The sequence below is a fragment of the Thioalkalivibrio sp. ALE22 genome (genome assembly GCF_000381445.1).
Lineage (GTDB): Bacteria > Pseudomonadota > Gammaproteobacteria > Ectothiorhodospirales > Ectothiorhodospiraceae > Thioalkalivibrio.
In genome coordinates this window covers 124486-148334 of sequence record NZ_KB906502.1, presented here as the reverse complement: position 1 = coordinate 148334, position 23849 = coordinate 124486, and the positions used below count along the sequence as shown (strand labels likewise).

Genomic DNA, 23849 nt, shown 5'->3' with positions numbered 1-23849 from the left:
ACGCCTCTCGTGACACCAGCCCCGGCATCGCCGGGGCTAGCGCGCCTGCGGGGCGAATTCCTCGAGTCACTGGGGCAGCGGGTCGCGGATCTGGAGGCCCTGTCCGGTCAGCTCGACGGCACGTTTGCGGATGGCGAACGCCTGATCACCCTGTACCGCGAGGCCCAGGCGCTGGCGCAGTCGGGGCAGGTCTTCGATGTCGGCTTGATCCGCGGCGCGGCGGAATCCCTGCGGGCCGCCGTGGCCGGCGTACGCCGGGCCCCGCCCGGACCGGATCGTGACCTGATTGTCGCGGGGGTGCGCCGCCTGGCCACGGCCGTGGAGGCCTATCGGCAGCGGGCGCGGCCGGCGGCGCAGGCGCGCATGCAGCCTGTGGGGGGGCGTCCGGCGGAGTCACGAGTCCGCCTGATCGACGACGGCGGCGCGGTCGGCGAGGCGGTGGCCCGCATGCTGGCCGACCAGGGTTTTCGTGTAACCCGGGGCGAGGTTGCCGTGGCCGACGACGAGCCGCTTTCCGCAGTGGTGCTGTGTGCCGACGTGGTCGCGGCGGACGGGGGCGGCTTGCCGGGGCTGGCGTCTGCGCTGGCCAGCGGGCTTCCGGTGCTGGCCGTCGCTCAGGCCTGGAGTCCCGGCGCCCGCCTCGAATGCGTGCGCCAGGGGGTGACGCGCTGCCTCGATCACCCCCTGGTAACCGACACCCTGGTCGAGCAGCTGATGCAGATCGGCGGCGTAATCGTGGAGTCGGATTATCGCGTGCTGCTGGTCGCCGGGGAGGCGGACAGCGAACTCGCTCATCATCTGGCCGCTTCCGGGCTGGAGGTATCGACGGTGTCCGACCCGGAGGATGCGCGCCTCCGGCTGGGCGAGATCGGCGCCGATGTGGTGGTCCTCGATCTGCAGGGGCTGGACGAACCGGCGGAATCGTTTGTCGCGCTGCTGCGTATTCGGGACAACGGGGGGGCGGTTCCGCTGCTGTTCCTGACCGAGGACCCCGGACGGATCAACGCCCTGATGACGGTGCACCCCGGTGTGGCGGGGGTGTTTCTGAAGCCCGTGGAGCCAGCCCGTATCCAGGCCGCGATTGCCGCGCGGGCGCGCCAGATGCGCCAGATCGACGGGGTCAGCCAGTCCTATCGCGATGCCCTGTACGAGCGCGAACGCGAGCATGTGGCCGTCAACGAACATGCCCTGGTCAGTATCGCGGACGTGGCCGGCAACATCGTCTACGCCAACGAGCGCTTTTCCCGGGTCAGCGGCTATGCGGTGTCCGAGCTGATGGGCCGCAATCACCGCATCCTGAAGTCCGGCCAGCATCCACCGGAATTCTATGCCGAGCTCTGGTCCACCATCGCGTCCGGGCGCGTCTGGCAGGGCGAAATGTGCAATCGTGCGCGCGACGGCTCGCTGTACTGGGTGGAGACCACCATCGTCCCGTATCTCGGGAGCAACGGGCGCCCCTACCAGTACGTGTCGATCCGCACCGAGATCACCCACGTGAAGCATCAGGAGCACCGCCTGCGCTCCAGCCAGATCTTCGCCAACATGGGGACCTGGGAATGGGCGCCGAACCGCGAGGCGCTGGGCTGGTCGGAGCGCATCCCGCCGCTTCTGGGCTATCCCGAGGGCGGGCTGGAACCCACGGTCGCCAATTTCGTGCAGGCGGTGCACCCCGACGATCGCATCCGGGTGCGCAATGCGATCGCCAGCAGTCTGCGTCGCGGGTCCTATCTTGAACTGGAGCATCGCGTCATCTGGCCCGACGGCTCGGAGCACTGGCTGCTCGAGCGCGGCGACGTGGTCCGGGATCAGGACGGCGAGGTTCTGTACATGCTGGGTGTGATGCAGGACATCACCAAGCGCAAGACCTCGGAACTGGCATTGTCCCAGCTGTCTACCCGGCTGCTGGAATCGCAGCGCCTGGCGCGCATCGGCAACTGGGAGATGGACCCGCAAAGCGGGGCGATCACATGGTCGCGGGTCATCCACGAGATCTTCGAGGCGGATGCGGGGGATGCGTCCTTCGGGCGCGACACATACCTGGCGCTGGTGCACCCGGAGGATCGCGAGCCGGTGACGGCCTTTCTGCAGGGCCTGAACGCGGCCGGACACCACGAACTCGGTCACCGGGTGCAATTCCGGGACGGGCGGACCCGCTTTGTCCACGTCATCGCCAGTGTCAGCCTGGATGCAGAGGGCCGACCCGCGCACATCGCCGGGAGCCTGCAGGACATCACCGAACTGCACGAGGCCCAGGAACATCTGGCCCTGTTCCAGCGCATCTTCGAGTCCTCCGGGCAGGGCATCGCGGTAGTGGACCGTGCGGGCCGCTTCGTCTACGTGAATGCCGCCGCGCGCGAGATGGTGGGCTACGAGTCGAGCGAGATGCTGGGCCGGAGCTTCCGCGAGATGGATATCATCCCCGAGGACTCCGAAGAGGAGGCGCGGGAGATCGACCGGGTGCTTTCCGAAGGCGGTTCCTGGGCCGGAAAGCTGCCCCACCGCTGCGCCAACGGGGCGGTGTTTATCACCGTCAGCAACATCGGGGTCGTCCTCGACGATCGCGGCGAACCGCAATACGGCTTCAATATCTTCAGCGACTTCACCGACGAGCTGCGTCGTCGCGCCGAGCTGCACCGTGCGCGCGAGGCGGCCGAGGCGGCCAACCGGGCCAAGTCGGATTTTCTGTCCAACATGAGCCACGAGCTGCGCACGCCGATGAACGCGGTTCTCGGGTTTGCACAGCTGCTGGAGCGCGATCCGGCTCTGGATGAACACCAGCGCGGCCATCTCGATGAAATCATGCGCGCCGGGCGCCATCTGCTGGACCTGATCAACGAGATCCTGGACCTGGCGCGGATCGAGGCGGGGCGCATGCAGGTGGAGCCGGAACCAGTCGCCGTGGACCCGCTACTGGATGAATGCCTGTCCCTGCTGGAGCCCCTGGCGCGCGAGCATCGCGTGGTGCTCGCAGCGGAGCCCCTGCCGACGGTGATGGTGCAGGCCGACCCCCGGCGTTTGAGGCAGGTACTCCTGAACCTGTTGTCCAACGCGGTCAAGTACAACCGGCCGGACGGGCGCGTGCGCGTGACCTGCGAACACGAGGGCTCCGGCGTGCGGATCGCGGTGCAAGACGACGGGCCGGGGCTGACGCCGGAGCAGTGCCAGCGGCTGTTCCAGCCCTTCGAGCGCCTGGTGGCCGAGGAGCAGGGAATCGAGGGGAGCGGGGTGGGCCTTGCGGTGACCCGCAACCTGGTGGAGCTGATGGACGGCGAGATCGGCGTCGACAGCATACCGGGTACGGGCAGCACCTTCTGGTTCCGTTTGCCCGCGGCGCAGGAGCACCTCCCGCCCGCGGCCGGAGAGGACGTGGGCGCAGCCTCGGAAGTTGCGATCCGGGAGGGTTGCCGGGTGCTCTGCATCGAGGATCATGCCGCCAATCAGCGTCTGCTGCGCGAGATGCTGAGGCAGCAGGGGGTGAGCGACTGCCGGGTGGCGGACTCCGCCGTGGCGGGCCTGGACATGGCCCTGCGGGACCCGCCGGGGCTTGTCCTGCTCGATCTGAATCTGCCGGTGATGGACGGCTTTCAGGTGCTGCGCGCGCTGCGCGCCGAGGCGGCGCTGGCGGCGATCCCGGTGATCGCGGTGACGGCCGATGCCACCGAGGCCACGCGCGAGCGGGTGGCGGCGGCCGGCTTTGATGCTCTGCTGACCAAGCCGATCGGGGCGAGCGATCTGCTGGGCGCGCTGCAGCGCTGTGCCGCGGGTCGCGCGAGCGGCTGAGCCGCCGCGCGCGTCGGCGATTCTCAAAGAAAGAGGAATGCGACGATCGCGATCGCCGCGGCCACGGCGACGGCGTCCGCGGTCAGCGCGGCCGCCAGAGTGTGGCGCACGCGCTTGATGCCGATTGCGCCGAAGTACACCGCGAGCACGTAGAAGGTGGTCTCGGTCGAGCCCTGCAGGGTGGAGACCAGGATGCCGACGTGGGTGTCCGGCCCGGTGGCCGGGTCCTGCATGATGCCGGCCATGATGCCATAGGCGCCGGAGCCGGACAGCGGGCGCAGCAGGGCCATCGGCAGGGCCTCGGCCGGCAGGCCAAAGGGCGTGGTCAGCGGCCCGACCAGCCCGACGAACATGCCTAAAGCACCGCTCTCGCGCAGCATCCCCACCGCGACCAGGATCGCCACCAGGTAGGGGATGATGCGCAGGGCCACGTTGAAGCCCTCCTTGGCCCCCTCGACGAAGACCTCGTAGACCGGCACGCCGCGGATCACCCCGTAGGACAGGAAGCCGACTACCAGCCCCGGGATGATCCAGGGGGCGATCGCCTGGCCGTAGAGGATGGTCAGCGGGATGATCGCGAGCACCCCGGCCAGTACCGTCAGCGAGACCCAGGCCGGGTAGCCCTCGGTGGGCACCTCGATGTTCATCGGTTGCTGCTCCGGGGCGGGTTCTTCGGTCGCGCCCGCTTCGGCGTCGGACGGGGCGCTTCGGGACTCGGTCGCGCGAACCGTGTCGTCCAGGTCCGTGGCGCCGTCGCGATCGGCGGCGTCCGGGTCGATCGATCGGGTCGGCGCCGGGCTGCGGAAATAGCGCTGCAGGATCAGGGCGCTGGTGATGCCGGCGATGGTCGCGAACAGCGTGGCGAACAGCGTGGTCGGCAGGATCGCCGCCGGGGCTTCGGAGCCGAGCGAGGCGCGCAGCGCGATCACCCCGGTGGGCAGCAATGTGATGCTGGAGGTGTTGATCGCCAGGAACAGGGCCATCGCATTGGTGGCGGTGCCCGGGTGCGGGTTCAGCTTCTCCAGTTCCTGCATCGCGCGGATGCCGAACGGCGTCGCGGCATTGCCCAACCCCAGGATGTTGGCGGAGAAGTTCAGGATCATCGCGCCCATCGCCGGGTGCTCCGGCGGGACCGACGGGAACAGGCGGGTCATCAGCGGGCGCAGCAGGCGGGCCAGTACGGTCAGCAGGCCGCCAGCCTCGGCGATCTTCATCAGGCCCAGGAACAGCGCCATTACCCCGACCAGACCCAGCGCCAGTTCCACCGCGGAGCCGGCCGCGTCGATTGCGCCCTCGGACAGCGCCTGCATCGGCTGCTCGTCCGGGTCGGTGGAGCGGATCTCGCGGATCGCGGCCGTTGCCACGGCGATCACGATCAGGGCGAGAAAGATCAGGTTCATGCGGCGCAGTTTGCCACGGTCAGCGGTTCTCTCCGCGTGATACACCGCGCAGCACAGCATCCATCGCCCGCGCCGGCAGCAGCCACTTGAGGAAGGCGAACAACCGGGTGGGGAAGGTCACGTGATAACGCACCCGCGGCCGGCGAGCCTCCAGGGCGTGCACCACGCAGCGTGCGACCGCCTCGGGCCCCAGTGTGAACGGCGCATCGGATTCGGCGTCGGCCATGCGGGCCTCGGCGGCCCGGTAGGTCTCCTCCCACGGGCTGTGCTCGCGCTGGATGTGGTAGCGGAAGGCCTTCAGGGCGTTGGCGCGGAAGTCGCTACGGATCGGGCCCGGCTCGATCAGCGAGACATGGATACCCGTGCCGTGCAGTTCCTGGCGCAGGGTGTCGCTCATGCCCTCGATCGCGAACTTGGAGGTCACGTAGGCCCCGCGCAGGCGCAGGGCGACCAGGCCCAGGACCGAGCTGTTCTGGATGATGCGGCCCTCGCCGGCGCGGCGCATGGCGGGCAGCACGGCATTCGTCAGCTCCAGCCAGCCAAGCACGTTGGTCTCCAGCTGTGCGCGCAGGGTGGCGCGATTGAGGTCCTCCACCGCGCCGGGCTGACCATAGGCGCCGTTGTTGAACAGGCCGTAGAGGTGGCCGTCGGTGCGGTGCAGGATCTCGGTGACTGCGCTGTGGATGCTGGCGGAGTCATCCAGGTCCAGCTGCAATGCCTCGAAGCCGTCCTTCTTCAGCCGCGCGACATCCTCGCTGCGCCGGGCGGTGGCGAAGACCCGGTAGCCGCGTTCGCGCAGCATGCCCGCGGTGCAGGCCCCGATGCCGCTGGAGCAGCCGGTGATCAGGACCGCGCGCTGGGAGGGTTCGCTCATGGCGGCCGGATCAGTAGGTGAGGGTGGCGACGCCGTCCTCGACGACCTCGCCGATGAAGGCGCCGCCGCCGCGCATCCCGTCCAGTTCCGGGACCGCGTTGTCCAGGGTCAGCCCGTTCTCGTCCATTGCACCGGCGCAGGCGTAGAAGGCGCAGCCGGCCTCGTGGGCATCCTGCATGAAGCTGTAGACCGACTTCTCCTTCGCCTCGCCGGGGTAGATCTGGTCCGCCACGCCCGCGCGCAGCAGGCGGGTGGTGCCGGCGGCGAAGTAGATCTCGACCTCGAGATCCATCGCAGCGGCGACGGTGGCCTGGAAGAACGGCGCGCCCAGGGTGCCGGGGCGGTCGAGGTCCAGATTGAGCAGCATGATCACGATCTTTTCGGCCATGGCAGGTCCTTGCGGGCAGTGCATTCGGGTATGGGGCGAATCATCCGCGCTGCGGCCGCGCGGCGCAAACACCGCCTGTCGGTGCGGAAGGCCTTTTATTCCCGGCGAACGGCCGCATAATACGCCTCAACCCGTGTTTTCGCGGATGTGTTCCGAGGATTCCAGCCATGCCCATCTATGAATACCAGTGCAAGGATTGCGGCGAGATCTCCGAGATCCTGCAGAAGATCTCCGATCCGCCCGCCACCACCTGCCCCGAGTGCGGTGCCGATGCCCTGACCAAGCAGGTCTCCGCCGCCGGTTTCCGCCTGGCCGGGGGCGGCTGGTACGAGACCGATTTCAAGAAGGACGGCAAGCGCAACCTGAAGGATTCGGGCGGTGGCGCCGGCAAGTCCGATACCTCCACGAGCAAGGCCGCGGCCAGCACCTGACCCATGCTGGTCTCCCTGCGCCGCTACCTGATTGCAGGGCTGCTGGTCTGGCTGCCGCTGATCGTCACCGGCTTCATTATCAAGCTGCTGGTCGACCTGCTGGACTTCACCATCCTCCTCCTGCCGCCGGGCTGGCGGCCGGAGGCGCTGCTGGGCTTTTCCATCCCGGGCGTGGGGATCGTGGTCGCGATCGTCGTGGTGTTCGTCACCGGGGTGATCGTGGCCAACATCGTCGGGCGCAAGCTGGTCGCGCTGGGCGAGTCCATCGTGCACCGCATCCCGCTGGTTAACTCGATCTACGGGGCGGTGAAGAAGGTGACCGAGACGGTACTGGCGGATGGCGGCCAGGCCTTCCGCAAGGTGATGCTGATCGAATACCCACGCCGCGGCCTGTGGTCGGTCGGGTTCATGACCGGCGTCGGCACCGGCGAGGTGCAGGAGCGTACCGAGCACGAGGTAATCACCGTATTCGTCCCGACGACCCCCAACCCGACCTCGGGCTTCGTGCTGATGGTCCCGCGCGAAGAGGCGATTGAACTCGACATGACGGTGGAGGACGGCCTCAAGTTCGTGATGTCCATGGGGGTCGTCACGCCCCTGAAAGGACCTGAAGAGGCCCCGCCTCCGGTTGCGCAAGGGCAGGGCAAATCGTAAGATTTCCGGCCTTTTCGCGGGTGCGGACGTCGCGTGCGCCCCGTTTTCCCGACTAACCGTGCAGGCCTCTCAGGAACCACCGATCCCTGGCGGGCGTGCCCTTCGGCTGGAACAGCGCAATGCGAACTCATCTGTGTGGACGTGTCACCGAGAACGAACTCGACTCGGAGGTGACCCTTTGCGGCTGGGTGAATCGCCGGCGTGACCACGGGGGCGTGATCTTCGTCGATCTGCGCGACCACACGGGTCGGGTGCAGGTCGTGTTCGACCCCGACCGCGAGGACGTCTTCGCCCGCGCCGAGCAGCTGCGCAGCGAGTACGTGATCCGCATGACCGGTCGTGTGCGCCGCCGTCCCGAGGGGACCGAAAACCCGGACCTGTCCACCGGTGCGGTGGAGATCCTGGGTCTGGAACTGGAGGTCCTGAACGCCGCGAAGACCCCGCCGTTCCCGCTGGACGACGAGGACGTCGGCGAGGACACCCGCCTGCGCTATCGCTACGTGGACCTGCGCCGCCCGGTGATGCAGGAGCGCCTGCGTCTGCGCGCAAAGGTCTCCGCGGCCATGCGCCGCTTCCTCGAGGAACGCGATTTCCTCGACCTCGAGACCCCGATGCTGACCAAGGCCACGCCGGAGGGTGCACGCGACTACCTGGTGCCCAGCCGTACGCATCCGGGCAGCTTCTTTGCCCTGCCGCAGTCGCCGCAGCTGTTCAAGCAGCTGCTGATGATGTCCGGCATGGACCGCTACTACCAGATCACCCGCTGCTTCCGCGACGAGGACCTGCGCGCCGATCGCCAGCCGGAGTTCACCCAGCTGGACATGGAGATGGCCTTCGTCGACGAGGCCGACGTGATGGGCGTGACCGAGGGCCTGATCCGGCACCTGTTCCGCGAGGTGCAGGGTGTCGAGTTGCCCGATCCGTTCCCGCGCATGGCCTACGCCGAGGCGATGGCCCGCTTCGGGTCGGACAAGCCCGATCTGCGCATCCCGCTGGAGTTCACCGAACTGACCGAGGTGATGCAGGCGGTGGAGTTCAAGGTCTTCAACGGCCCGGCGAACGACCCCGAGGGCCGCGTGGCCGCGCTGCGCGTGCCGGGCGGAGCCAAGCTCACGCGCAAGGAGATCGACGTCTACACCGAGTACGTCGGCCGCTACGGCGCGAAGGGCCTGGCCTACATCAAGGTCAACGACCCGGCGGATATCGAGGGCGGGCTGCAGTCGCCGATCCTGAAATTCCTGCCGGAGGACGTGACCCGGCAGATCCTGGAAAAGACCGCGGCCGCCGCCGGCGACCTGATCTTCTTCGGTGCGGACAAGGCCTCGGTGGTCAACGAGGCGATCGGCGCGCTGCGGGTGAAGCTCGGCCACGACCTCGACCTGGTCGAGGCGGGCTGGCAGCCGCTGTGGGTCGTCGACTTCCCGATGTTCGAGTACGACGACCAGGACAAGCGCCTGTACGCCCTGCATCACCCGTTCACTGCCCCGGCGGTGGACAGCCCGGACGCGCTGCGCAATAACCCGCGCGAGGCCCTGTCCCGTGCCTACGACATGGTGCTCAACGGCACCGAAGTGGGCGGTGGCTCCATCCGTATCCACAACCCCGAGATGCAGCAGGCTGCGTTCGAGGCCCTGGGTATCGGCGAGGACGAGGCCCGCGAGAAATTCGGCTTCCTGCTGGATGCGCTGGAGTTCGGTGCCCCGCCGCACGGCGGCCTGGCCTTCGGCCTGGACCGCCTGGTGATGCTGATGAGCGGCGCCCACTCCATTCGCGACGTAATGGCCTTCCCCAAGACCCAGACGGCCGCCTGCCTGCTGACCGACGCCCCGGCGCCGGTCGGCGAGAAGCAGCTGCGCGAGCTGGGCATCCGCCTGCGCGCCAGCGCTACGCAACAGGCCGGGTAGGCAACGGGCCGGTCGTTCACCATGGCCGGCATGCGTACCAGTGTGGTTACGGTCCATGGCTGGCATATGTCCGGCCTGGAGATGGCCCTGCTCGCCCGGCGCCTGCGCGCGGCCGGTCACGCGGTTCACCCCTTCCGCTACGCCTCGCGGCGCCAGACGCCGGAGCAGGCGGGGCGCGCGCTGGCGGCCTTTCTCGACGACGTCCCCGGCGACCTCGTGCACCTGGTCGCCCACAGCCTGGGCGGCGTGGTGGTGCGCCACCTGTTCGAGGTCGCGCCCGTGCAGCGTCCCGGCCGCATCGTGATGCTGGGTTCGCCCCTGGCCGGCAGCCGCGTGGCGGCCCGGCTGGCGCGCAACCGGGCCGGGCGCTGGTGGCTGGGCGCGCCCCTGGAACGCGGCCTGCTCGGTGGGAGCCCGATCCTGCGCGGGCGCGACATCGGCATGCTGGCCGGCAGCCGGCCGTTCGGGCCGGGCCCGCTGATTGCGCGCCTGCCGCATCCCCATGACGGCCTGGTCGCGGTGGACGAGACGCGGGGCCCCGACGTCTCGCGTCACCTGACCCTGCCGGTGACGCATATGGGCATGCTGTTCGACACCGTCGTGGCGCGCGAGACCCTGCACTTCCTGGAGGCGGGCGAGTTTCTGCCCTGACGCCGGACGGGCCCGTCAAGCCCGACCACCGCGGTCATCGCGAGGCGCGGAGCGCCGTGGCGATCTCCGTGGATGGCCCCGGCGCTGGCCCGGGCGGGCGTCGGGGGTTCGGTCCGGAGGTTACTCGCTGCGCGCGCCCTTCGAGCCGGCCTGCGGCCGTTCACCGCCCCTGCGGGGCCTCGCAATGACGAAGGGGCTACGGCAGGGGCATGCCGCCCGCATTCGTGATTAGCGCGGCCCCAGCGATTAGACTGTGCGCATTCCGGTGCCCGGCGGCATGCCGGGTCGGCATAACCGAACCCAACTCAAGGAGTCGTGACCGAATGGCAGGCCACAGCAAGTGGGCGAATATCCAGCATCGCAAGAACGCCCAGGACGCCAAGCGCGGCAAACTCTTCACCAAGCTGATCCGCGAGATCACCGTGGCCGCCCGCCAGGGCGGCTCGGACCCGGAGACCAACCCGCGCCTGCGCCTGGCGATCGACAAGGCGCTGGGTTCCAACATGACCCGCGACACCATCGAGCGGGCCGCCAAGCGTGGCGCCGGCGAGACCGATGGCGACAACGTCGAGGAGATCCGCTACGAGGGCTATGGGCCTGGCGGTGCGGCCATCCTGGTCGACTGCATGACTGACAACCGCAACCGCACGGTTGCCGAGGTGCGGCATGCTTTCTCCAAGATGGGCGGCAACCTCGGCACCGACGGCTCGGTCGCCTACCTGTTCCAGAACAAGGGCGTGATCCGTTTCGCCCCGGGCCTGGATGACGAGGTGGTGATGGAGGCCGCGCTGGAGGGCGGGGCCGAGGACGTCCAGGTCGAGGACGACGGCGCCATCGAGGTGATCACCGAGCCGGAGACCTATCAGGACGTGCGCGCCGCGCTGACCGAGCGCGGCCTGGAGCCGGAAAACGCCGAGGTCACCTGGCGGCCGGAGACCCTTGCGCCGCTGGATGCGGAGACCGCCGAGTCGGTCCTGAAGTTGCTGGACATGCTCGATGATCTGGACGACGTGCAGAACGTCTACACCAACGCCGACTTCCCCGAAGAAGTCAGCGGTGACTGATCCGGCCGCGGCGTGAGCGGCGTGCGCATCCTCGGGATCGACCCCGGCTCCCGCGTGACCGGCTTTGCGGTCATCGAGTTTGATCGCAGTCGTGGCCGTTCCTGCGGCCACGGCGTGATCCGGCCGAAGGCGAAGGCCTTCCCCGAGCGCCTGGGCGAGATCTTCGCCGGCGTAGTCGAGGTGATCGACGAGCTGAAGCCCGACGTACTGGCCATCGAGTCGGTGTTCGTCGCCCGCAATGCCCAGTCCGCGATCAAGCTGGGGCACGCCCGTGGCGCGGCCATCTGCGCCGCCACCCAGGCCGGTCTGCCGGTACACGAATACGCCCCGCGCGCGATCAAGCTGGCCGTGGTCGGTGTCGGTGGCGCGGACAAGGAGCAGGTCCAGCACATGATGCAGCAACTTTTACGCCTGGCCGAACCGGCCAGCAGCGATGCCGCTGATGCCCTGGCCGTCGCGCTCTGCCACGCCCACACCCGGCAGAACGAGGCGCGCCTGCAGGGCTCGGCCGCCGCGATGATCGGGGGGCGCCCATGATCGCCCGACTGGAGGGGCGGCTGATCAGTCGCGAGGTGAACGGCGTGGTGATCGACGCCGGCGGGGTTGGTTACGAGGTGGATGTCCCGCTGTCCACGCTGGCGGCCCTGCCGGAACCCGGCGAGACGGTCGTGCTGGCGACCCACCTGGTGGTGCGCGAGGATGCCCACCAGCTCTTCGGATTCCTGAACAAGCGCGACCGCGACCTCTTCCGCCGTCTGATCCGCGTCAACGGTATCGGTGCCAAACTGGCGCTGGCCATGCTCTCGACCTACGCCGGCGACGAGCTGGCGGGCCTGATCAGTGGTGGCGACGTGACGGGCCTGGCCAAGGTGCCGGGCATTGGCAAGCGCACCGCCGAACGGGTGGTGCTCGAGCTGGGCGAGCGCCTGGCCGAGATGGGCTTTGCCGCCGCGCCCGCCGGGGCGGCGGCGGGCAGCGAGCCCACGCCGGCGGCCGCGATGGAGGGCGAGGCCCTGGCCGCGCTGGAGTCCCTTGGCTATCCGCGGGCCAGTGCCGAGAAGATGGTTGCGGCGGTCCGCGACCAGGCCGACTCGGTGGAGACGCTGGTGCGTCTCGCGCTGCGCTCTACCGTCAAACGCTAGCGCACACCCGCAGCGATCCTGGCTTGGCCAGCGTCGTCGCCCGCGGTTATGTGCTTTCGGTCCGCCGCTTGCGCTGTATTGGTGGCTGGCCCTGGTTCGTCGTTTGGTGTTTACGGTGCCTCCGGTCCGGCCCCTGCCTCGTGGTGGCTGGTCCTGGTTCGACATCCGGTGTTTACGTGCTTTCGGTCCGCATACTGCCTGGCGCTGACTCGCCAGCGCGCCCCGAGGCACTTTCTTGCTTGCCCAAGAAAGTGCCCAAAGAAGGGCACCCGGATTCCGCCCGGGAACCTTGCTCCAGGGCCCTCGGGCCGGCGGCGCTGAACTCGCTACGCCTTCGGCTTCGCTCAGACATCCAGCGCCTTCTCCCGGCCCGAGAACCCTTCCGCAAGGGGCTCCATACGGGGGAGTAAGGTCAAGACAGGAGGTATTCCGACCCCGCGACACAACAACGGCCCTGCCGCCTGAAAGCCCCCGGCGCCCGCACCGCGGGCGCGGCACGCAACGGCCAAAGGCCGAGCGTGCCCAAGATGTGCGAAGACCTAGCCTTCATCCACTGGCAAGACCGTCGGGACAGCCGTTGTCTTGACCTTGAGGCCCCCGTTGTCGTCGCGCCGAGCGGAGAGGGTTTTCGCGGGGAAAAAGGCGCTGGATGTCTGAGCGGAGCCGAAGGCGCAGCGAGTTCAGCGCCGCCCGCGAAAACCCTCGGAGCGAGGGGAACCCCGGCCCGCGTAGCGGGCCGGGGTCGCGGCAGTCGGGCGTGTTTCTTGGGTACTTCTTTGCACGAGCAAAGAAGTACCTCGCGGCGCGCTGGCGAGTCAGCGCCAGGCAGTATGTGGACCGGAGGCACCGTAAAAACCGAACGATGAACCAGGACCAGCCACAACCAGGCAGGCGGCGGACCGAAGGCAGGTGAAACACCAGGCGACGAACGGGGGCCAGCCACCAACGGCATAGAATGAACGATCGCCAGGCTGGAGCGGAGAGGCGGATGACGCCGCAAGCCGGCATCTCGTTGGACGCCGCGCGCGGCGCTCGCGTACACTTGAAGACGTATCCGTACCCGTCCCGCGAGCACCGAACCGTTGCCCAGAACAGGGCCCTGTCCCTGTTGAAACGGTGCGGGCGAGGCCGGGTCAAAGACCCGAATCGATCGCAGTACCGCCGCCGGCGAACCGCCTGGCGGCCCCGACCCAGACCATCCGGAGGTCCCCTGTGTCCGCGCCCGCTCTGCTCGTCCTGGAAGATGGCACTGTGTTTCATGGTCAGGCGATTGGCGCCCAGGGCCAGACGGTCGGCGAGGTGGTGTTCAACACCGCGATGACCGGTTATCAGGAGATCCTGACGGATCCCTCCTACCACCGGCAGATGGTCACGCTGACCTATCCGCATATCGGCAACACCGGCACCAACCCGGAGGACGACGAATCCGCCCGCGCCCATGCGGCCGGGCTGATCATCCGCGACCTGCCGCCGCTGGTGTCCAACTGGCGCTCGCGCGAATCCTTGCCGGATTACCTGCTGCGTCACGGCATCGTGGCGATCAGCGGGATCGATACCCGCAAGCTGACCCGCATTCTGCGCGAGAAGGGCGCGCTGAACGGCTGCATCCAGGCCGGTGAGGTGGACGAGCAAGCGGCCCTGGCCGCCGCGCGCGAGTTTCCCGGCATCAAGGGCATGGACCTGGCGCGAGAAGTCACCACGCGCAGCCGCTACGAATGGCTGGAGGGCACCTGGCAGCTCGGCGAGGAGCCGGCCCGGGTGGACCCGGAGCAGGCCGAATTTCATGTGGTGGCCTACGACTTCGGCATGAAGCAGAACATCCTGCGCAAGCTGGCGGACCGGGGCTGCCGCGTGACCGTGGTGCCGGCCGAGACCCCGGCGGACGAGGTGATGGAGCTGAAGCCGGACGGGGTGTTCCTGTCCAACGGCCCAGGCGACCCCGAGCCCTGCACCTACGCGATCGATGCGATCCGCGACATCTGCGAGCGCAAGCTGCCGCTGTTCGGTATCTGCCTCGGGCACCAACTGCTGGGCATTGCCAGCGGCGGCAAGAGCGTGAAGATGAAGTTCGGCCATCACGGGGCGAACCACCCGATCCGCCACGAGGAAAGCGGGCGGGTGATGATCTCGTCGCAGAATCACGGCTTTGCGATCGACGAGGACAACCTGCCCGATACGCTGACGCCGACCTACCGGTCGCTGTTCGACGGCACGCTGCAGGGGATCGCCCGCACCGACTGCCCGGCCTTCAGCCTGCAGGGACACCCCGAAGCCAGCCCGGGCCCCCACGACGTGTCCCCGGCGTTCGACGACTTCGTCGAGATGATGCGCGCCGCGCGTCGCTAAAGCTCCTCCTCCCGAATTTCCGATATCGACAGCCTGCGAGAGCCGTCACATGCCCAAGCGTACCGACATCCAGAGCATCCTGATCCTCGGGGCCGGCCCGATCGTGATCGGTCAGGCCTGCGAGTTCGACTACTCCGGCGCCCAGGCCTGCAAGGCCCTGCGCGAGGAGGGTTACCGGGTGATCCTGGTGAACTCCAATCCGGCGACCATCATGACCGATCCGGAGATGGCGGATGCCACCTACATCGAGCCGGTGGAGTGGGAGACGGTCGCCAAGATCATCGAGAAGGAGCGCCCGGATGCGGTGCTGCCGACCATGGGCGGTCAGACCGCGCTGAACTGCGCGCTGGACCTGTCGAAGGAAGGCGTGCTCGAGAAGTTCGGGGTGGAGATGATCGGCGCCAACGAGGCGGCGATCGACATGGCCGAGGACCGCGATCACTTCAAGGCGGCGATGGCCGATATCGGTCTGGACACCCCGACCGCGATGCTCGCGCACTCCTGGGAGGAGGCGCAGGAGATCCAGCCGAAGATCGGCTTCCCGGTAATCATCCGCCCGTCGTTCACCCTCGGCGGCTCGGGGGGCGGTATCGCCTACAACCGCGAGGAGTTCGAGTACATCGTCAAGAACGGGCTCGACCTCTCGCCGGTAAACCAGGTGTTGCTGGAGGAATCGGCGCTTGGCTGGAAGGAGTTCGAGATGGAGGTGGTCCGCGACAAGGCGGACAACTGCATCATCATCTGCTCCATCGAGAACCTGGACCCGATGGGTATCCACACCGGGGACTCGATCACTGTGGCCCCGGCGCAGACCCTGACCGACAAGGAATACCAGATCATGCGCGACGCCTCGCTGGCGGTGCTGCGCAAGATCGGCGTGGAAACCGGTGGCTCCAACGTGCAGTTCGCGATCAACCCCGAGAACGGGCGCATGATCGTGATCGAGATGAACCCGCGGGTGTCGCGTTCCTCCGCGCTGGCCTCCAAGGCGACCGGCTTCCCGATCGCCAAGGTCGCGGCCAAGCTGGCGGTGGGCTACACCCTCGACGAGCTGAAAAACGAGATCACCGGCGGGCTGACCCCGGCCTCGTTCGAGCCGTCCATCGACTACGTGGTCACCAAGATCCCGCGCTTCACCTTCGAGAAATTCCCGCAGGCCGAGGCGCGGCTGACCACGCAGATGAAGGCGGTGGGCGAGGCGATGGCCATCGGCCGCACCTTCCAGGAGTCGTTCCAGAAGGCGCTGCGTTCGATGGAGACCGGCATGGACGGTCTCGACGAGCGCATTGACCTGGATGCCGACGACGTGGTCGATCAGCTGCGCACCCGGCTCGCCAACCCCAGCCCGGAGCAGGTGCTGTACGTGGCCGACGCCTTCCGCGCCGGCTTCTCGATCCAGGACATCTTCGACCTGACCGCGATCGACCCCTGGTTCCTGGCCCAGATCCAGGAACTGGTGGACGTCGAGAAGGGCCTGCGCGACCGCATCCTGGGCGACATCAAGGCCGAGGAGATGTACCGCCTGAAGCAGCGCGGCTTCTCCGACCTGCGCCTGGCGACGATCCTCAACGAGACGGAAAAGGCCGTGCGCAAGCACCGCCACGGCCTGGGCGTGCGCCCGGTGTACAAGCGGGTGGATACCTGCGCGGCCGAGTTCGCGACCACCACCGCGTACATGTACTCCTCCTATGAAGAGGAGAACGAGGCGGAACCGACCGACAAACAGAAGATCATGGTCCTGGGCGGCGGGCCGAACCGTATTGGCCAGGGCATCGAGTTCGACTACTGCTGTGTGCACGCGGCGCTGGCGATGCGCGAGGATGGCTACGAGACCATCATGGTCAACTGCAACCCGGAGACCGTCTCCACCGACTATGACACCTCGGATCGGCTGTACTTCGAGCCGCTGACCCTGGAGGACGTGCTGGAGGTCGTGGCGACCGAGAACCCGGCCGGCGTGATCGTGCAGTACGGCGGGCAGACCCCGCTGAAGCTGGCGCGGGATCTCGAGGCGGCCGGGGTGCCGATTATCGGCACCAGCCCGGACTCGATCGACCTGGCCGAGGACCGCGAACGCTTCCAGGCCCTGCTGAACAAGCTGGGACTCAAGCAGCCGCCGAACCGCACCGCGCGCAGCGAGGAAGAGGCGGAGAAGCTGGCCGACGAGATCGGCTACCCACTGGTGGTGCGCCCGTCCTACGTGCTCGGTGGCCGCGCGATGGAGATCGTGCGCGACCGCGAGGACCTGCGCAGCTACATGCAGAACGCGGTGTCCGTCTCCAACGATGCCCCGGTGCTGCTGGATCGTTTCCTGGATGACGCGATCGAGGTCGATGTCGATGCCATCTCGGATGGCGAGAACGTGATCATCGGCGGGATCATGGAACACATTGAGCAGGCCGGCGTGCACTCGGGCGACTCCGCCTGTTCGCTGCCGCCGTTCTCGCTGTCGATGGCGCTACAGGACGAGATGGTCGAGCAGGTGCGCAAGATGGCGCTGGGGCTCAAGGTCGTCGGCCTGATGAACACCCAGTTCGCGATCAAGGGCGACGATATCTACGTGCTGGAGGTCAATCCGCGCGCCTCGCGCACCGTGCCGTATGTCTCCAAGAGCGTCGGCCGGCCGCTGGCCAAGATTGCCGCCCGCTGCATGGCCGGGCAGACCCTGCCCGAGCAGGGCGTGGGCGATGCGGTCTACCCCGATTACTACTCGGTAAAGGAATCGGTGTTCCCGTTCGCCAAGTTCCAGGGCGTGGACCCGATCCTGGGGCCGGAGATGAAGTCCACCGGCGAGGTGATGGGGGTCGGTCGCAGCTTCGCCGAGGCCTTCGCCAAGAGCCAGCTGGGGGCGGGCGTGCTGCTGCCGTCCACCGGCAAGGCCTTCGTGTCCGTGCGCGAGATCGACAAGCCGCTGGTGGGTGAAGTCGCGCGCCGCCTGGTCGAGCTGGGTTTCGAGGTTCTGGCCACCCGGGGCACGGCGAACGTGCTGGAGGAGGCCGGGATCGCGGTGACCCGCGTGAACAAGGTCACCGAGGGTCGTCCGCATATCGTGGACATGATCAAGAACGACGAGATCAGCTTCATCATCAACACCGTGGAGGGCAAGCAGTCGACCTCCGACTCCTACACCATCCGCCGCGAGGCGCTGATGCACAAGGTGGGCTATACCACCACCATTGCCGGGGCCAAGGCCACCGTGCAGGCCCTGGATCATCTGGGGGCGAACGACGTCTTCCGGCTGCAGGACCTCCACCAGGAAAATCTCGGAGGGAAAAGCGCATGAACAAGACGCCCTTGACCGTGACTGGCGCGGAAAAGATGAAGGAAGAGCTGAAGAAGCTGAAGGGCGAGGACCGCCCGCGCGTGGTCAACGCGATCTCCGAGGCGCGCGAGCATGGTGACCTCAAGGAGAACGCCGAGTATCACGCCGCGCGCGAGCAGCAGAGCTTCATCGAGGGCCGCATCCGCGAGCTGGAGGCGAAGCTCTCCAATGCCCAGATCATCGACGTCACGGCCCTGCCGCAGACCGGCAAGGTCGTGTTCGGGACCACGGTGGTGCTGGAGGCGACCGAGGACGGGCGCCAGGTGACCTACAAGATCGTGGGCGAGGACGAGGCCGACATCAAGAACAACATGATCTCGGTGTCTTCCCCGATCGCGCGGGCGCTGATCGGCAAGGAAGAGGGCGATGTGGTCACCGTGCAGGCCCCGGGCGGGGAGACGGAGTACGAGATCCTGGAGGTCCGCTACGTCAACTGACGCCGCCGTATCCGGCTGTCAGGCCGGGTCCAGCGAGACCTTCGGGTCCTCCGGGTTGCGCCGGAACAGGGTGGCGACATGACCGATGCGCTGAATCCGCTCGGCGCCGGTGCGCTCGCACAGTTCCTCGACGGCCCCGTTGCGGGCCTCGCGGTCCCCGATATTCACCTTGATCTTGACCAGTTCGTGGTGGGTGAGCGCCAGTTCCAGTTCCGCCAGCACCGCGTCGGTCAGCCCGTTGCGGCCAATGGTCACGACGGGTTTGCGGGGATGGGCGAGGCTGCGCAGGTGGCGGCGTTGCGCGTCGGTCAGATTCACGGGAGGCCGTTTTTCGGTGTTGGAAAGCCAAAATTGTAGCACGCCGAGTGCCGGCGCAAGGATCGGGCATGCCCAAGCGTAGCCGCTCCAGCCAGCGCTGGCTGAAGGAACATTTCGATGACCCCTACGTCCAGCGGGCCCAGCAGGAGGGCTACCGCGGGCGCGCGGTCTACAAGCTGCAGGAGCTCGACGAGCGCGACCGGCTGCTGAAGCCCGGGATGCGCGTGGTGGACCTGGGTGCGGCGCCGGGCGGCTGGACCCAGTACGCCGCGCAGAAGATCGGCCGCAAAGGGGTCCTGGTCGCGACCGATATCCTGCCCATGGATCCCGTGCCGGGTGCGGAGATCGTGACCGGCGACTTCCGCGAGGACGCCGTGCTGGATGCGATCCTGAGCGCGCTCGGGGACGAGCCGGCCGACCTTGTGCTTTCCGATATGGCCCCCAACCTGACCGGTACGGATGCCGTGGATCAGCCGCGTTCCATCCATCTGTGTGAACTGGCGCTGGAGTTGGCCACCCAGATTCTGAACCCCCGGGGGGCTTTTCTGGTCAAGCTGTTTCAGGGCGAAGGTTCCGATGCCTACCTGGCCGAGGTGCGCCGCCGGTTTCGCTCGGTCAAGGTGCGCAAACCGAAGGCCTCGCGGCCTCGGTCACGGGAAGTGTATGTATTGGCACGCGAGCCCCGGGATGTGTAAAGCTGCCTGCAACTGACGATTGATGTTTTTCGAGGTGTCGTTTTGAACGGTCTGGCCAAGAACCTGATCATCTGGGCGGTGATTGCCGTCGTCCTGATGTCTGTCTTCAACAACTTCGGCCCACAGCAGCAGACGCAGGATGTGCGGAGCATTACCTACTCCGAGTTCATCCGCGATGTGCAGGGCGGTCGCGTGGATAACGTGACCATCAAGGGCGAGAAGATCGAGGGCACCACGCTGGAAGGCCAGCGATTCACCACGGTGAATCCGAACGACCCGGGCCTGATCGGCGACCTGCTGCAGAACAATGTGGAGGTCAATGCCCACGAGGAGGCCGAGCGTTCCCTGCTGATGAGCATCCTGATCAGCTGGTTCCCGATCCTGCTGCTGATCGCCGTGTGGATCTACTTCATGCGCCAGATGCAGGGCGGTGGCGCCGGCGGCAAGGGCGCGATGTCCTTCGGCAAGTCCAAGGCCAAGCTGATGTCGGAGGACCAGGTCAAGGTCGGCTTCGGTGACGTGGCCGGCTGCGACGAGGCCAAGGAAGAGGTCACCGAACTGGTGGACTTCCTGCGCGACCCGTCCAAGTTCCAGAAACTCGGCGGCCAGATCCCGCGCGGGGTGCTGATGGTGGGCTCTCCGGGTACCGGCAAGACGCTGCTGGCCAAGGCCATCGCCGGCGAGGCCAAGGTGCCGTTCTTCAGCATCTCCGGTTCCGACTTCGTCGAGATGTTCGTCGGCGTGGGTGCCTCGCGCGTGCGCGACATGTTCTCCGAGGCCAAGAAGCACGCTCCCTGCATTATCTTCATCGACGAGATCGATGCGGTCGGCCGCCAGCGCGGCGCCGGCATGGGCGGTGGCCACGACGAGCGCGAGCAGACGCTGAACCAGCTGCTGGTCGAGATGGACGGCTTCGAGGGCACCGAGGGGGTCATCGTGATCGCCGCGACCAACCGCCCGGACGTGCTGGACCCGGCGCTGCTGCGCCCGGGCCGCTTCGACCGCCAGGTGGTGGTGCCGCCGCCGGACGTGCGCGGCCGCGAGCAGATCCTCAAGGTCCACATGAAGAAGACCCCGATCGCGGAGGATGTGCGCCCGGACCTGATTGCCCGCGGTACGCCGGGCTTCTCCGGGGCGGATCTGGCCAACCTGGTCAACGAGGCGGCGTTGTTCGCGGCCCGGGCCAACAAGCGCCTGGTGGATATGTCCGACTTCGAGCGCGCCAAGGACAAGATCATGATGGGTGCCGAGCGCAAGTCCATGGTGATGTCCGAGGACGAGAAGAAGCTGACCGCCTATCACGAGGCCGGGCATGCGATCGTCGGCCTGACGGTGCCGGAGCATGACCCGGTGTACAAGGTCAGCATCATCCCGCGCGGGCGCGCCCTCGGGGTGACCATGTTCCTGCCGGAGGAAGACCGCTACAGCCACTCGAAGACGCGTCTGGAAAGCCAGCTGGCGAGCCTGTTCGGCGGGCGGCTGGCGGAAGAGATCATCTTCGGCAACGACAAGGTGACCACCGGGGCCTCCAACGACATCGAGCGTGCCACCCAGATCGCGCGCAATATGGTCACCAAGTGGGGCCTGTCGGACAAGCTGGGCCCGCTGGACTACGGCGAGGAAGAGGGGCATCCCTTCCTGGGCGGGCAGATGGGCAAGTCCAAGCCGATGTCCGACGAGACCGCGCGCGAGATCGACGCCGAGGTGCGCCAGATCATCGACACGAATTACCAGCACGCGAAGCAGATCCTGGTGGATAACATCGACAAGCTGCATGCGATGGCCCAGGCACTGGTGAAGTACGAGACCATCGACGACAAGCAGATCGAGGACATCATGGCCGGGCGCGAACCCCGCGAACCCGCCGACTGGGACAGCGGCGGCGGCCCCGGCGGTACCGCGCAGGCCGGCGAGGAGTCCGACGCCAGTGGCTCGGGTGACGGCTCCGAAGGTCGTGATGACGACGACAACAAGGGTGTTGTAGGCGGGCCCGCGCCGCAGTCCTGAGCGGGCCCCCCCGCCGACGCGTCGAACCCAGGCCGCCAGGCCCTTTCCTGGCGGCCTTTTTCGTTGGTAGCAAAGGAGAATGATCGTGCCGACCGATGCACCCGTGCTGCAATGCGGAGCGCGCCGCCTGGACCTGGGGCGGCCACGCATCATGGGTATCCTCAATGTGACCCCGGACTCGTTCTCCGATGGCGGGCAATATGCCCGGGTCGAAGAGGCCCTGGCGCGCGCCCGCGCCATGGTCGCGGAGGGGGCGGATCTCCTCGATGTGGGGGGTGAGTCCACGCGTCCCGGCGCGGAGCCGGTACCACTGGAGGAGGAGCGCCGCCGGGTGCTGCCGGTGATCGAGGCGCTGCACGCGGAAATCGGTGTGCCGCTGTCCGTGGATACGATGAAGCCGGCGTTGATGCGCGAGGCGGTCGCGGCCGGCGCCGGGTTGCTCAACGACGTCAACGGCTTCCGAGCCGAGGGGGCCCTGGAGGCGGCGGTCGAGGCGGCGCGCGAGGATGGCGTGGCGCTTTGCGCGATGCATATGCAGGGCGAGCCGCAGTCGATGCAGCGTGCGCCGCATTACGACGACGTGGTGACCGAGATCGCGGCCTTTTTGGACCAGCGGGTGCGCGAATTGCGGGCCGCCGGCGTGCCGCGAGGCCAGATCCTGCTAGACCCGGGGTTCGGCTTTGGCAAGACCCTGGCGCACAACGTCGCCCTGTTTCGTGGCCTGCCTCATCTGGCCGGGGCCGGCCTGCCGTTGCTGGTCGGCGTTTCGCGCAAATCGATGATCGGCCAGTTGCTGGGGGATCGCCCGGTCGCCGAGCGGGACCCGGGGAGTGCCGTGGCGGCGATGCTGGCGGCGCAGGCCGGGGCGCGTGTCCTGCGTGTGCACAACGTCTCGGCGACCCGCGACGCGCTGGCGCTATACTCGGAGTTGCGGCCGGATGGCGGCGAAGAGCAGGACAATCGAGGGAACTGATGGGCAAGTATTTCGGGACGGACGGGATTCGCGGGCGCACCGGCGAGTGGCCCATGACGCCGGAGTTTGCGCTGCGGTTGGGGTATGCCGTGGGCGAGGTGCTGGGCGAGAACGGCCAGCGCCAGGGCCCGGTGCTGGTGGGCAAGGACACGCGGGTGTCCGGCTACATGTTCGAGTCGGCGCTGGAGGCCGGGCTGTCGGCCGCCGGGCTGGATGTCGCGCTGCTGGGGCCGATGCCCACGCCCGCGATCGCCTACCTGACCCATACCTTCCGTGCGACCGCGGGCATCGTGATCAGTGCCTCGCACAACCCGTTCCACGACAACGGGTTCAAGTTCTTCACGCCCGAGGGCGACAAGCTGCCGGATGCGACCGAGGCCGCGATCGAGGCGCGCCTGGATCAGCCGGCGCAGCCGATCGACGCGGCGCGACTGGGCAAGGCCGTGCGCATCAGCGATGCGGCCGGGCGCTATGTGGAGTTCTGCAAGAGCGCCATCCCGGCGCGCTCCGAGTTGCGCGGCATGAAGGTGGTGATCGACTGCGCCCATGGGGCCACCTACAACGTCTCCCCGCATGTATTCGAGGAGCTGGGCGCCCGTGTCGAGATCCTTGGCGCGAGTCCTGACGGCTACAACATCAACGAGGGCGTGGGCGCCCTGTACCCCGAGAAGGTGGCGGCGCAGGTGCGCGCCAGCGGGGCGGACCTCGGGATTGCCCTGGACGGCGATGGTGACCGCGTGATCCTGGCCGATGCCGATGGCACGGTCGTGGACGGCGATCAGATCCTCGGCATCCTGGCGCTGGCGCGGCAGCAGAGCGGGGGCTTCGATGGTGGGGTGGTCGGGACGCTGATGACCAACCTCGGCCTGGAGCAGGCCCTGAATGGCGCCGGCATCCCGTTCGTGCGCGCGAAGGTCGGGGATCGCTACGTGCTGGAGGAGCTCCGGCGTCGCGACTGGACCCTGGGTGGCGAGGGGTCGGGCCACATCGTCTGCCTCGAGCACACCACGACCGGTGATGGCACAGTCGCGGCGCTGCAGGTCGCCCACCTGATGCATCGCACCGGCCAGCCGCTGTCGGCGCTGGCCGGTGCGATCCCCAAGCTCCCGCAGTGCCTGATCAATGTGCCCGTCAGCGGTGCCGCTTCGGGCTGCCTGGAGGCCGAGCCGGTACGCGCGGAGGTTGCCGCGGTCGAGGGCCAGCTGGGCCAGCGCGGCCGAGTGCTGCTGCGTCCCTCGGGTACCGAACCGCTGGTGCGGGTGATGGTCGAGGGCGAGGACGCGAACGAGACCCGCTCGGCCGCTGAGCGCATCGCCGACAGTATCCGCGCGGCGATCTGACGCCCTCGGCGCCCGCGGGCGGCTCTCCCTGCGTCACCCCGCGCCGGGCGCCGCCGGCGTGGCGCGTGCCGGCTTGGTTGATTTGCTCCCGGTGCGCCGGTAACATCCCGCCGCTCTAATCAT

Annotated in this window: 19 protein-coding genes and 1 pseudogene; 15 read left to right on the top strand and 5 right to left on the bottom strand. The window is 67.9% G+C overall.

The features are described 5' to 3' along the window. Nucleotides 1–9 precede the first annotated feature (9 nt). Nucleotides 10–3780, top strand: a complete 3771-nt coding sequence (locus F793_RS0105495; protein WP_018881802.1) for a PAS domain-containing protein — start codon at nt 10–12, stop codon at nt 3778–3780. A gap of 23 nt (nt 3781–3803) precedes the next feature. Here F793_RS0105495 and F793_RS0105490 read toward each other — a convergent pair whose 3' ends face one another. The 3 genes from F793_RS0105490 to F793_RS0105480 are packed head-to-tail and all read right to left on the bottom strand — an operon-like array spanning nt 3804 to nt 6442. Continuing rightward, a complete protein-coding gene (locus F793_RS0105490; protein WP_018881332.1) occupies nt 3804–5180 on the bottom strand; it encodes a nucleoside recognition domain-containing protein in 1377 nt (458 codons plus the stop codon). A gap of 19 nt (nt 5181–5199) precedes the next feature. Continuing rightward, on the bottom strand, nt 5200–6054 hold the full coding sequence (locus tag F793_RS0105485; RefSeq protein WP_018881801.1) for an SDR family oxidoreductase: 855 nt from the start codon (nt 6052–6054) through the stop codon (nt 5200–5202). A gap of 10 nt (nt 6055–6064) precedes the next feature. Then, nucleotides 6065–6442, bottom strand: a complete 378-nt coding sequence (locus tag F793_RS0105480; RefSeq protein ID WP_018867443.1) for a DsrE family protein — start codon at nt 6440–6442, stop codon at nt 6065–6067. Between the two features lie 167 nt (nt 6443–6609). On the opposite strand from F793_RS0105480, the gene F793_RS0105475 reads away from it, so the two are divergent. From F793_RS0105475 to ruvA, 7 genes are all read left to right on the top strand, one after another. Next, the gene (locus F793_RS0105475) at nt 6610–6873 is read left to right on the top strand and encodes an FmdB family zinc ribbon protein (protein WP_018881800.1); all 264 of its coding nucleotides are present in this window, start codon (nt 6610–6612) and stop codon (nt 6871–6873) included. Nucleotides 6874–6876: 3 nt separating this feature from the next. After that, nucleotides 6877–7527 (top strand): DUF502 domain-containing protein, encoded by a 651-nt coding sequence (locus F793_RS0105470; RefSeq protein WP_018881799.1) that lies wholly within the window; start codon nt 6877–6879, stop codon nt 7525–7527. Between the two features lie 119 nt (nt 7528–7646). Next, complete coding sequence (gene aspS / locus F793_RS0105465) at nt 7647–9431, top strand: aspartate--tRNA ligase (RefSeq protein WP_018881798.1); 1785 nt, start codon at nt 7647–7649, stop codon at nt 9429–9431. Nucleotides 9432–9452: 21 nt separating this feature from the next. Next, on the top strand, nt 9453–10082 hold the full coding sequence (locus F793_RS0105460; RefSeq protein WP_018867439.1) for a triacylglycerol lipase: 630 nt from the start codon (nt 9453–9455) through the stop codon (nt 10080–10082). 323 nt (nt 10083–10405) lie between these two features. Next, nucleotides 10406–11146, top strand: coding sequence for a YebC/PmpR family DNA-binding transcriptional regulator (locus F793_RS0105455; protein ID WP_018877156.1), 741 nt, complete (start codon nt 10406–10408; stop codon nt 11144–11146). Between the two features lie 21 nt (nt 11147–11167). Beyond that, a complete protein-coding gene (gene ruvC / locus F793_RS0105450) occupies nt 11168–11683 on the top strand; it encodes a crossover junction endodeoxyribonuclease RuvC (RefSeq protein ID WP_026279293.1) in 516 nt (171 codons plus the stop codon). Then, nucleotides 11680–12288: a Holliday junction branch migration protein RuvA gene (ruvA, locus tag F793_RS0105445; RefSeq protein ID WP_018867436.1), complete on the top strand. Its 609-nt coding sequence runs from the start codon at nt 11680–11682 to the stop codon at nt 12286–12288. The genes ruvC and ruvA overlap by 4 nt, the downstream gene beginning before the upstream one ends. Before the next feature lie 344 nt (nt 12289–12632). Here ruvA and F793_RS14250 read toward each other — a convergent pair. Then, a pseudogene (locus F793_RS14250) lies at nt 12633–12838 on the bottom strand (hypothetical protein). A gap of 662 nt (nt 12839–13500) precedes the next feature. Between F793_RS14250 and carA the strand changes: the two are divergent. From carA to greA, 3 genes are read left to right on the top strand one after another with little or no spacing between them, the layout of a single operon-like run. After that, nucleotides 13501–14634 carry a glutamine-hydrolyzing carbamoyl-phosphate synthase small subunit gene (gene carA / locus F793_RS0105440; RefSeq protein WP_018881797.1) on the top strand — a complete coding sequence of 378 codons (1134 nt, stop codon included), beginning with the start codon at nt 13501–13503 and terminating at the stop codon, nt 14632–14634. Nucleotides 14635–14683: 49 nt separating this feature from the next. After that, nucleotides 14684–17917, top strand: coding sequence for a carbamoyl-phosphate synthase large subunit (carB, locus tag F793_RS0105435; RefSeq protein ID WP_018881796.1), 3234 nt, complete (start codon nt 14684–14686; stop codon nt 17915–17917). Beyond that, nucleotides 17914–18393 (top strand): transcription elongation factor GreA, encoded by a 480-nt coding sequence (gene greA, locus F793_RS0105430; RefSeq protein WP_018867783.1) that lies wholly within the window; start codon nt 17914–17916, stop codon nt 18391–18393. The genes carB and greA overlap by 4 nt, the downstream gene beginning before the upstream one ends. An 18-nt stretch (nt 18394–18411) precedes the next feature. Here greA and yhbY read toward each other — a convergent pair whose 3' ends face one another. Continuing rightward, a complete protein-coding gene (yhbY, locus tag F793_RS0105425) occupies nt 18412–18711 on the bottom strand; it encodes a ribosome assembly RNA-binding protein YhbY (RefSeq protein WP_018867784.1) in 300 nt (99 codons plus the stop codon). A gap of 68 nt (nt 18712–18779) precedes the next feature. Here yhbY and rlmE point away from each other — a divergent pair, with 68 nt between their 5' ends. From rlmE to glmM, 4 genes are all read left to right on the top strand, one after another. Further along, entirely contained in the window at nt 18780–19406 is a 627-nt protein-coding gene (rlmE, locus tag F793_RS0105420; RefSeq protein ID WP_018867785.1) for a 23S rRNA (uridine(2552)-2'-O)-methyltransferase RlmE, read from the top strand. Nucleotides 19407–19448: 42 nt separating this feature from the next. Continuing rightward, complete coding sequence (gene ftsH / locus F793_RS0105415; RefSeq protein WP_018875886.1) at nt 19449–21413, top strand: ATP-dependent zinc metalloprotease FtsH; 1965 nt, start codon at nt 19449–19451, stop codon at nt 21411–21413. Between the two features lie 79 nt (nt 21414–21492). Next, nucleotides 21493–22386 carry a dihydropteroate synthase gene (gene folP / locus F793_RS0105410; protein ID WP_018867787.1) on the top strand — a complete coding sequence of 298 codons (894 nt, stop codon included), beginning with the start codon at nt 21493–21495 and terminating at the stop codon, nt 22384–22386. Then, nucleotides 22386–23726, top strand: a complete 1341-nt coding sequence (gene glmM, locus F793_RS0105405) for a phosphoglucosamine mutase (RefSeq protein ID WP_018867788.1) — start codon at nt 22386–22388, stop codon at nt 23724–23726. The genes folP and glmM overlap by 1 nt, the downstream gene beginning before the upstream one ends. The last annotated feature ends 123 nt before the right edge of the window (nt 23727–23849 follow it).

Bases quoted from the DNA above. Each gene is read 5' to 3' on its own strand.
- F793_RS0105490 (WP_018881332.1), bottom strand. From the start codon at position 5,180: ATGAACCTGATCTTTCTCGCCCTGATCGTGATCGCCGTGGCAACGGCC.
- F793_RS0105485 (WP_018881801.1), bottom strand. From the start codon at position 6,054: ATGAGCGAACCCTCCCAGCGCGCGGTCCTGATCACCGGCTGCTCCAGC.
- F793_RS0105480 (WP_018867443.1), bottom strand. From the start codon at position 6,442: ATGGCCGAAAAGATCGTGATCATGCTGCTCAATCTGGACCTCGACCGC.
- F793_RS0105475 (WP_018881800.1), top strand. From the start codon at position 6,610: ATGCCCATCTATGAATACCAGTGCAAGGATTGCGGCGAGATCTCCGAG.
- F793_RS0105470 (WP_018881799.1), top strand. From the start codon at position 6,877: ATGCTGGTCTCCCTGCGCCGCTACCTGATTGCAGGGCTGCTGGTCTGG.
- aspS (WP_018881798.1), top strand. From the start codon at position 7,647: ATGCGAACTCATCTGTGTGGACGTGTCACCGAGAACGAACTCGACTCG.
- F793_RS0105460 (WP_018867439.1), top strand. From the start codon at position 9,453: ATGGCCGGCATGCGTACCAGTGTGGTTACGGTCCATGGCTGGCATATG.
- F793_RS0105455 (WP_018877156.1), top strand. From the start codon at position 10,406: ATGGCAGGCCACAGCAAGTGGGCGAATATCCAGCATCGCAAGAACGCC.
- ruvA (WP_018867436.1), top strand. From the start codon at position 11,680: ATGATCGCCCGACTGGAGGGGCGGCTGATCAGTCGCGAGGTGAACGGC.
- carB (WP_018881796.1), top strand. From the start codon at position 14,684: ATGCCCAAGCGTACCGACATCCAGAGCATCCTGATCCTCGGGGCCGGC.
- greA (WP_018867783.1), top strand. From the start codon at position 17,914: ATGAACAAGACGCCCTTGACCGTGACTGGCGCGGAAAAGATGAAGGAA.
- rlmE (WP_018867785.1), top strand. From the start codon at position 18,780: ATGCCCAAGCGTAGCCGCTCCAGCCAGCGCTGGCTGAAGGAACATTTC.
- folP (WP_018867787.1), top strand. From the start codon at position 21,493: ATGATCGTGCCGACCGATGCACCCGTGCTGCAATGCGGAGCGCGCCGC.
- glmM (WP_018867788.1), top strand. From the start codon at position 22,386: ATGGGCAAGTATTTCGGGACGGACGGGATTCGCGGGCGCACCGGCGAG.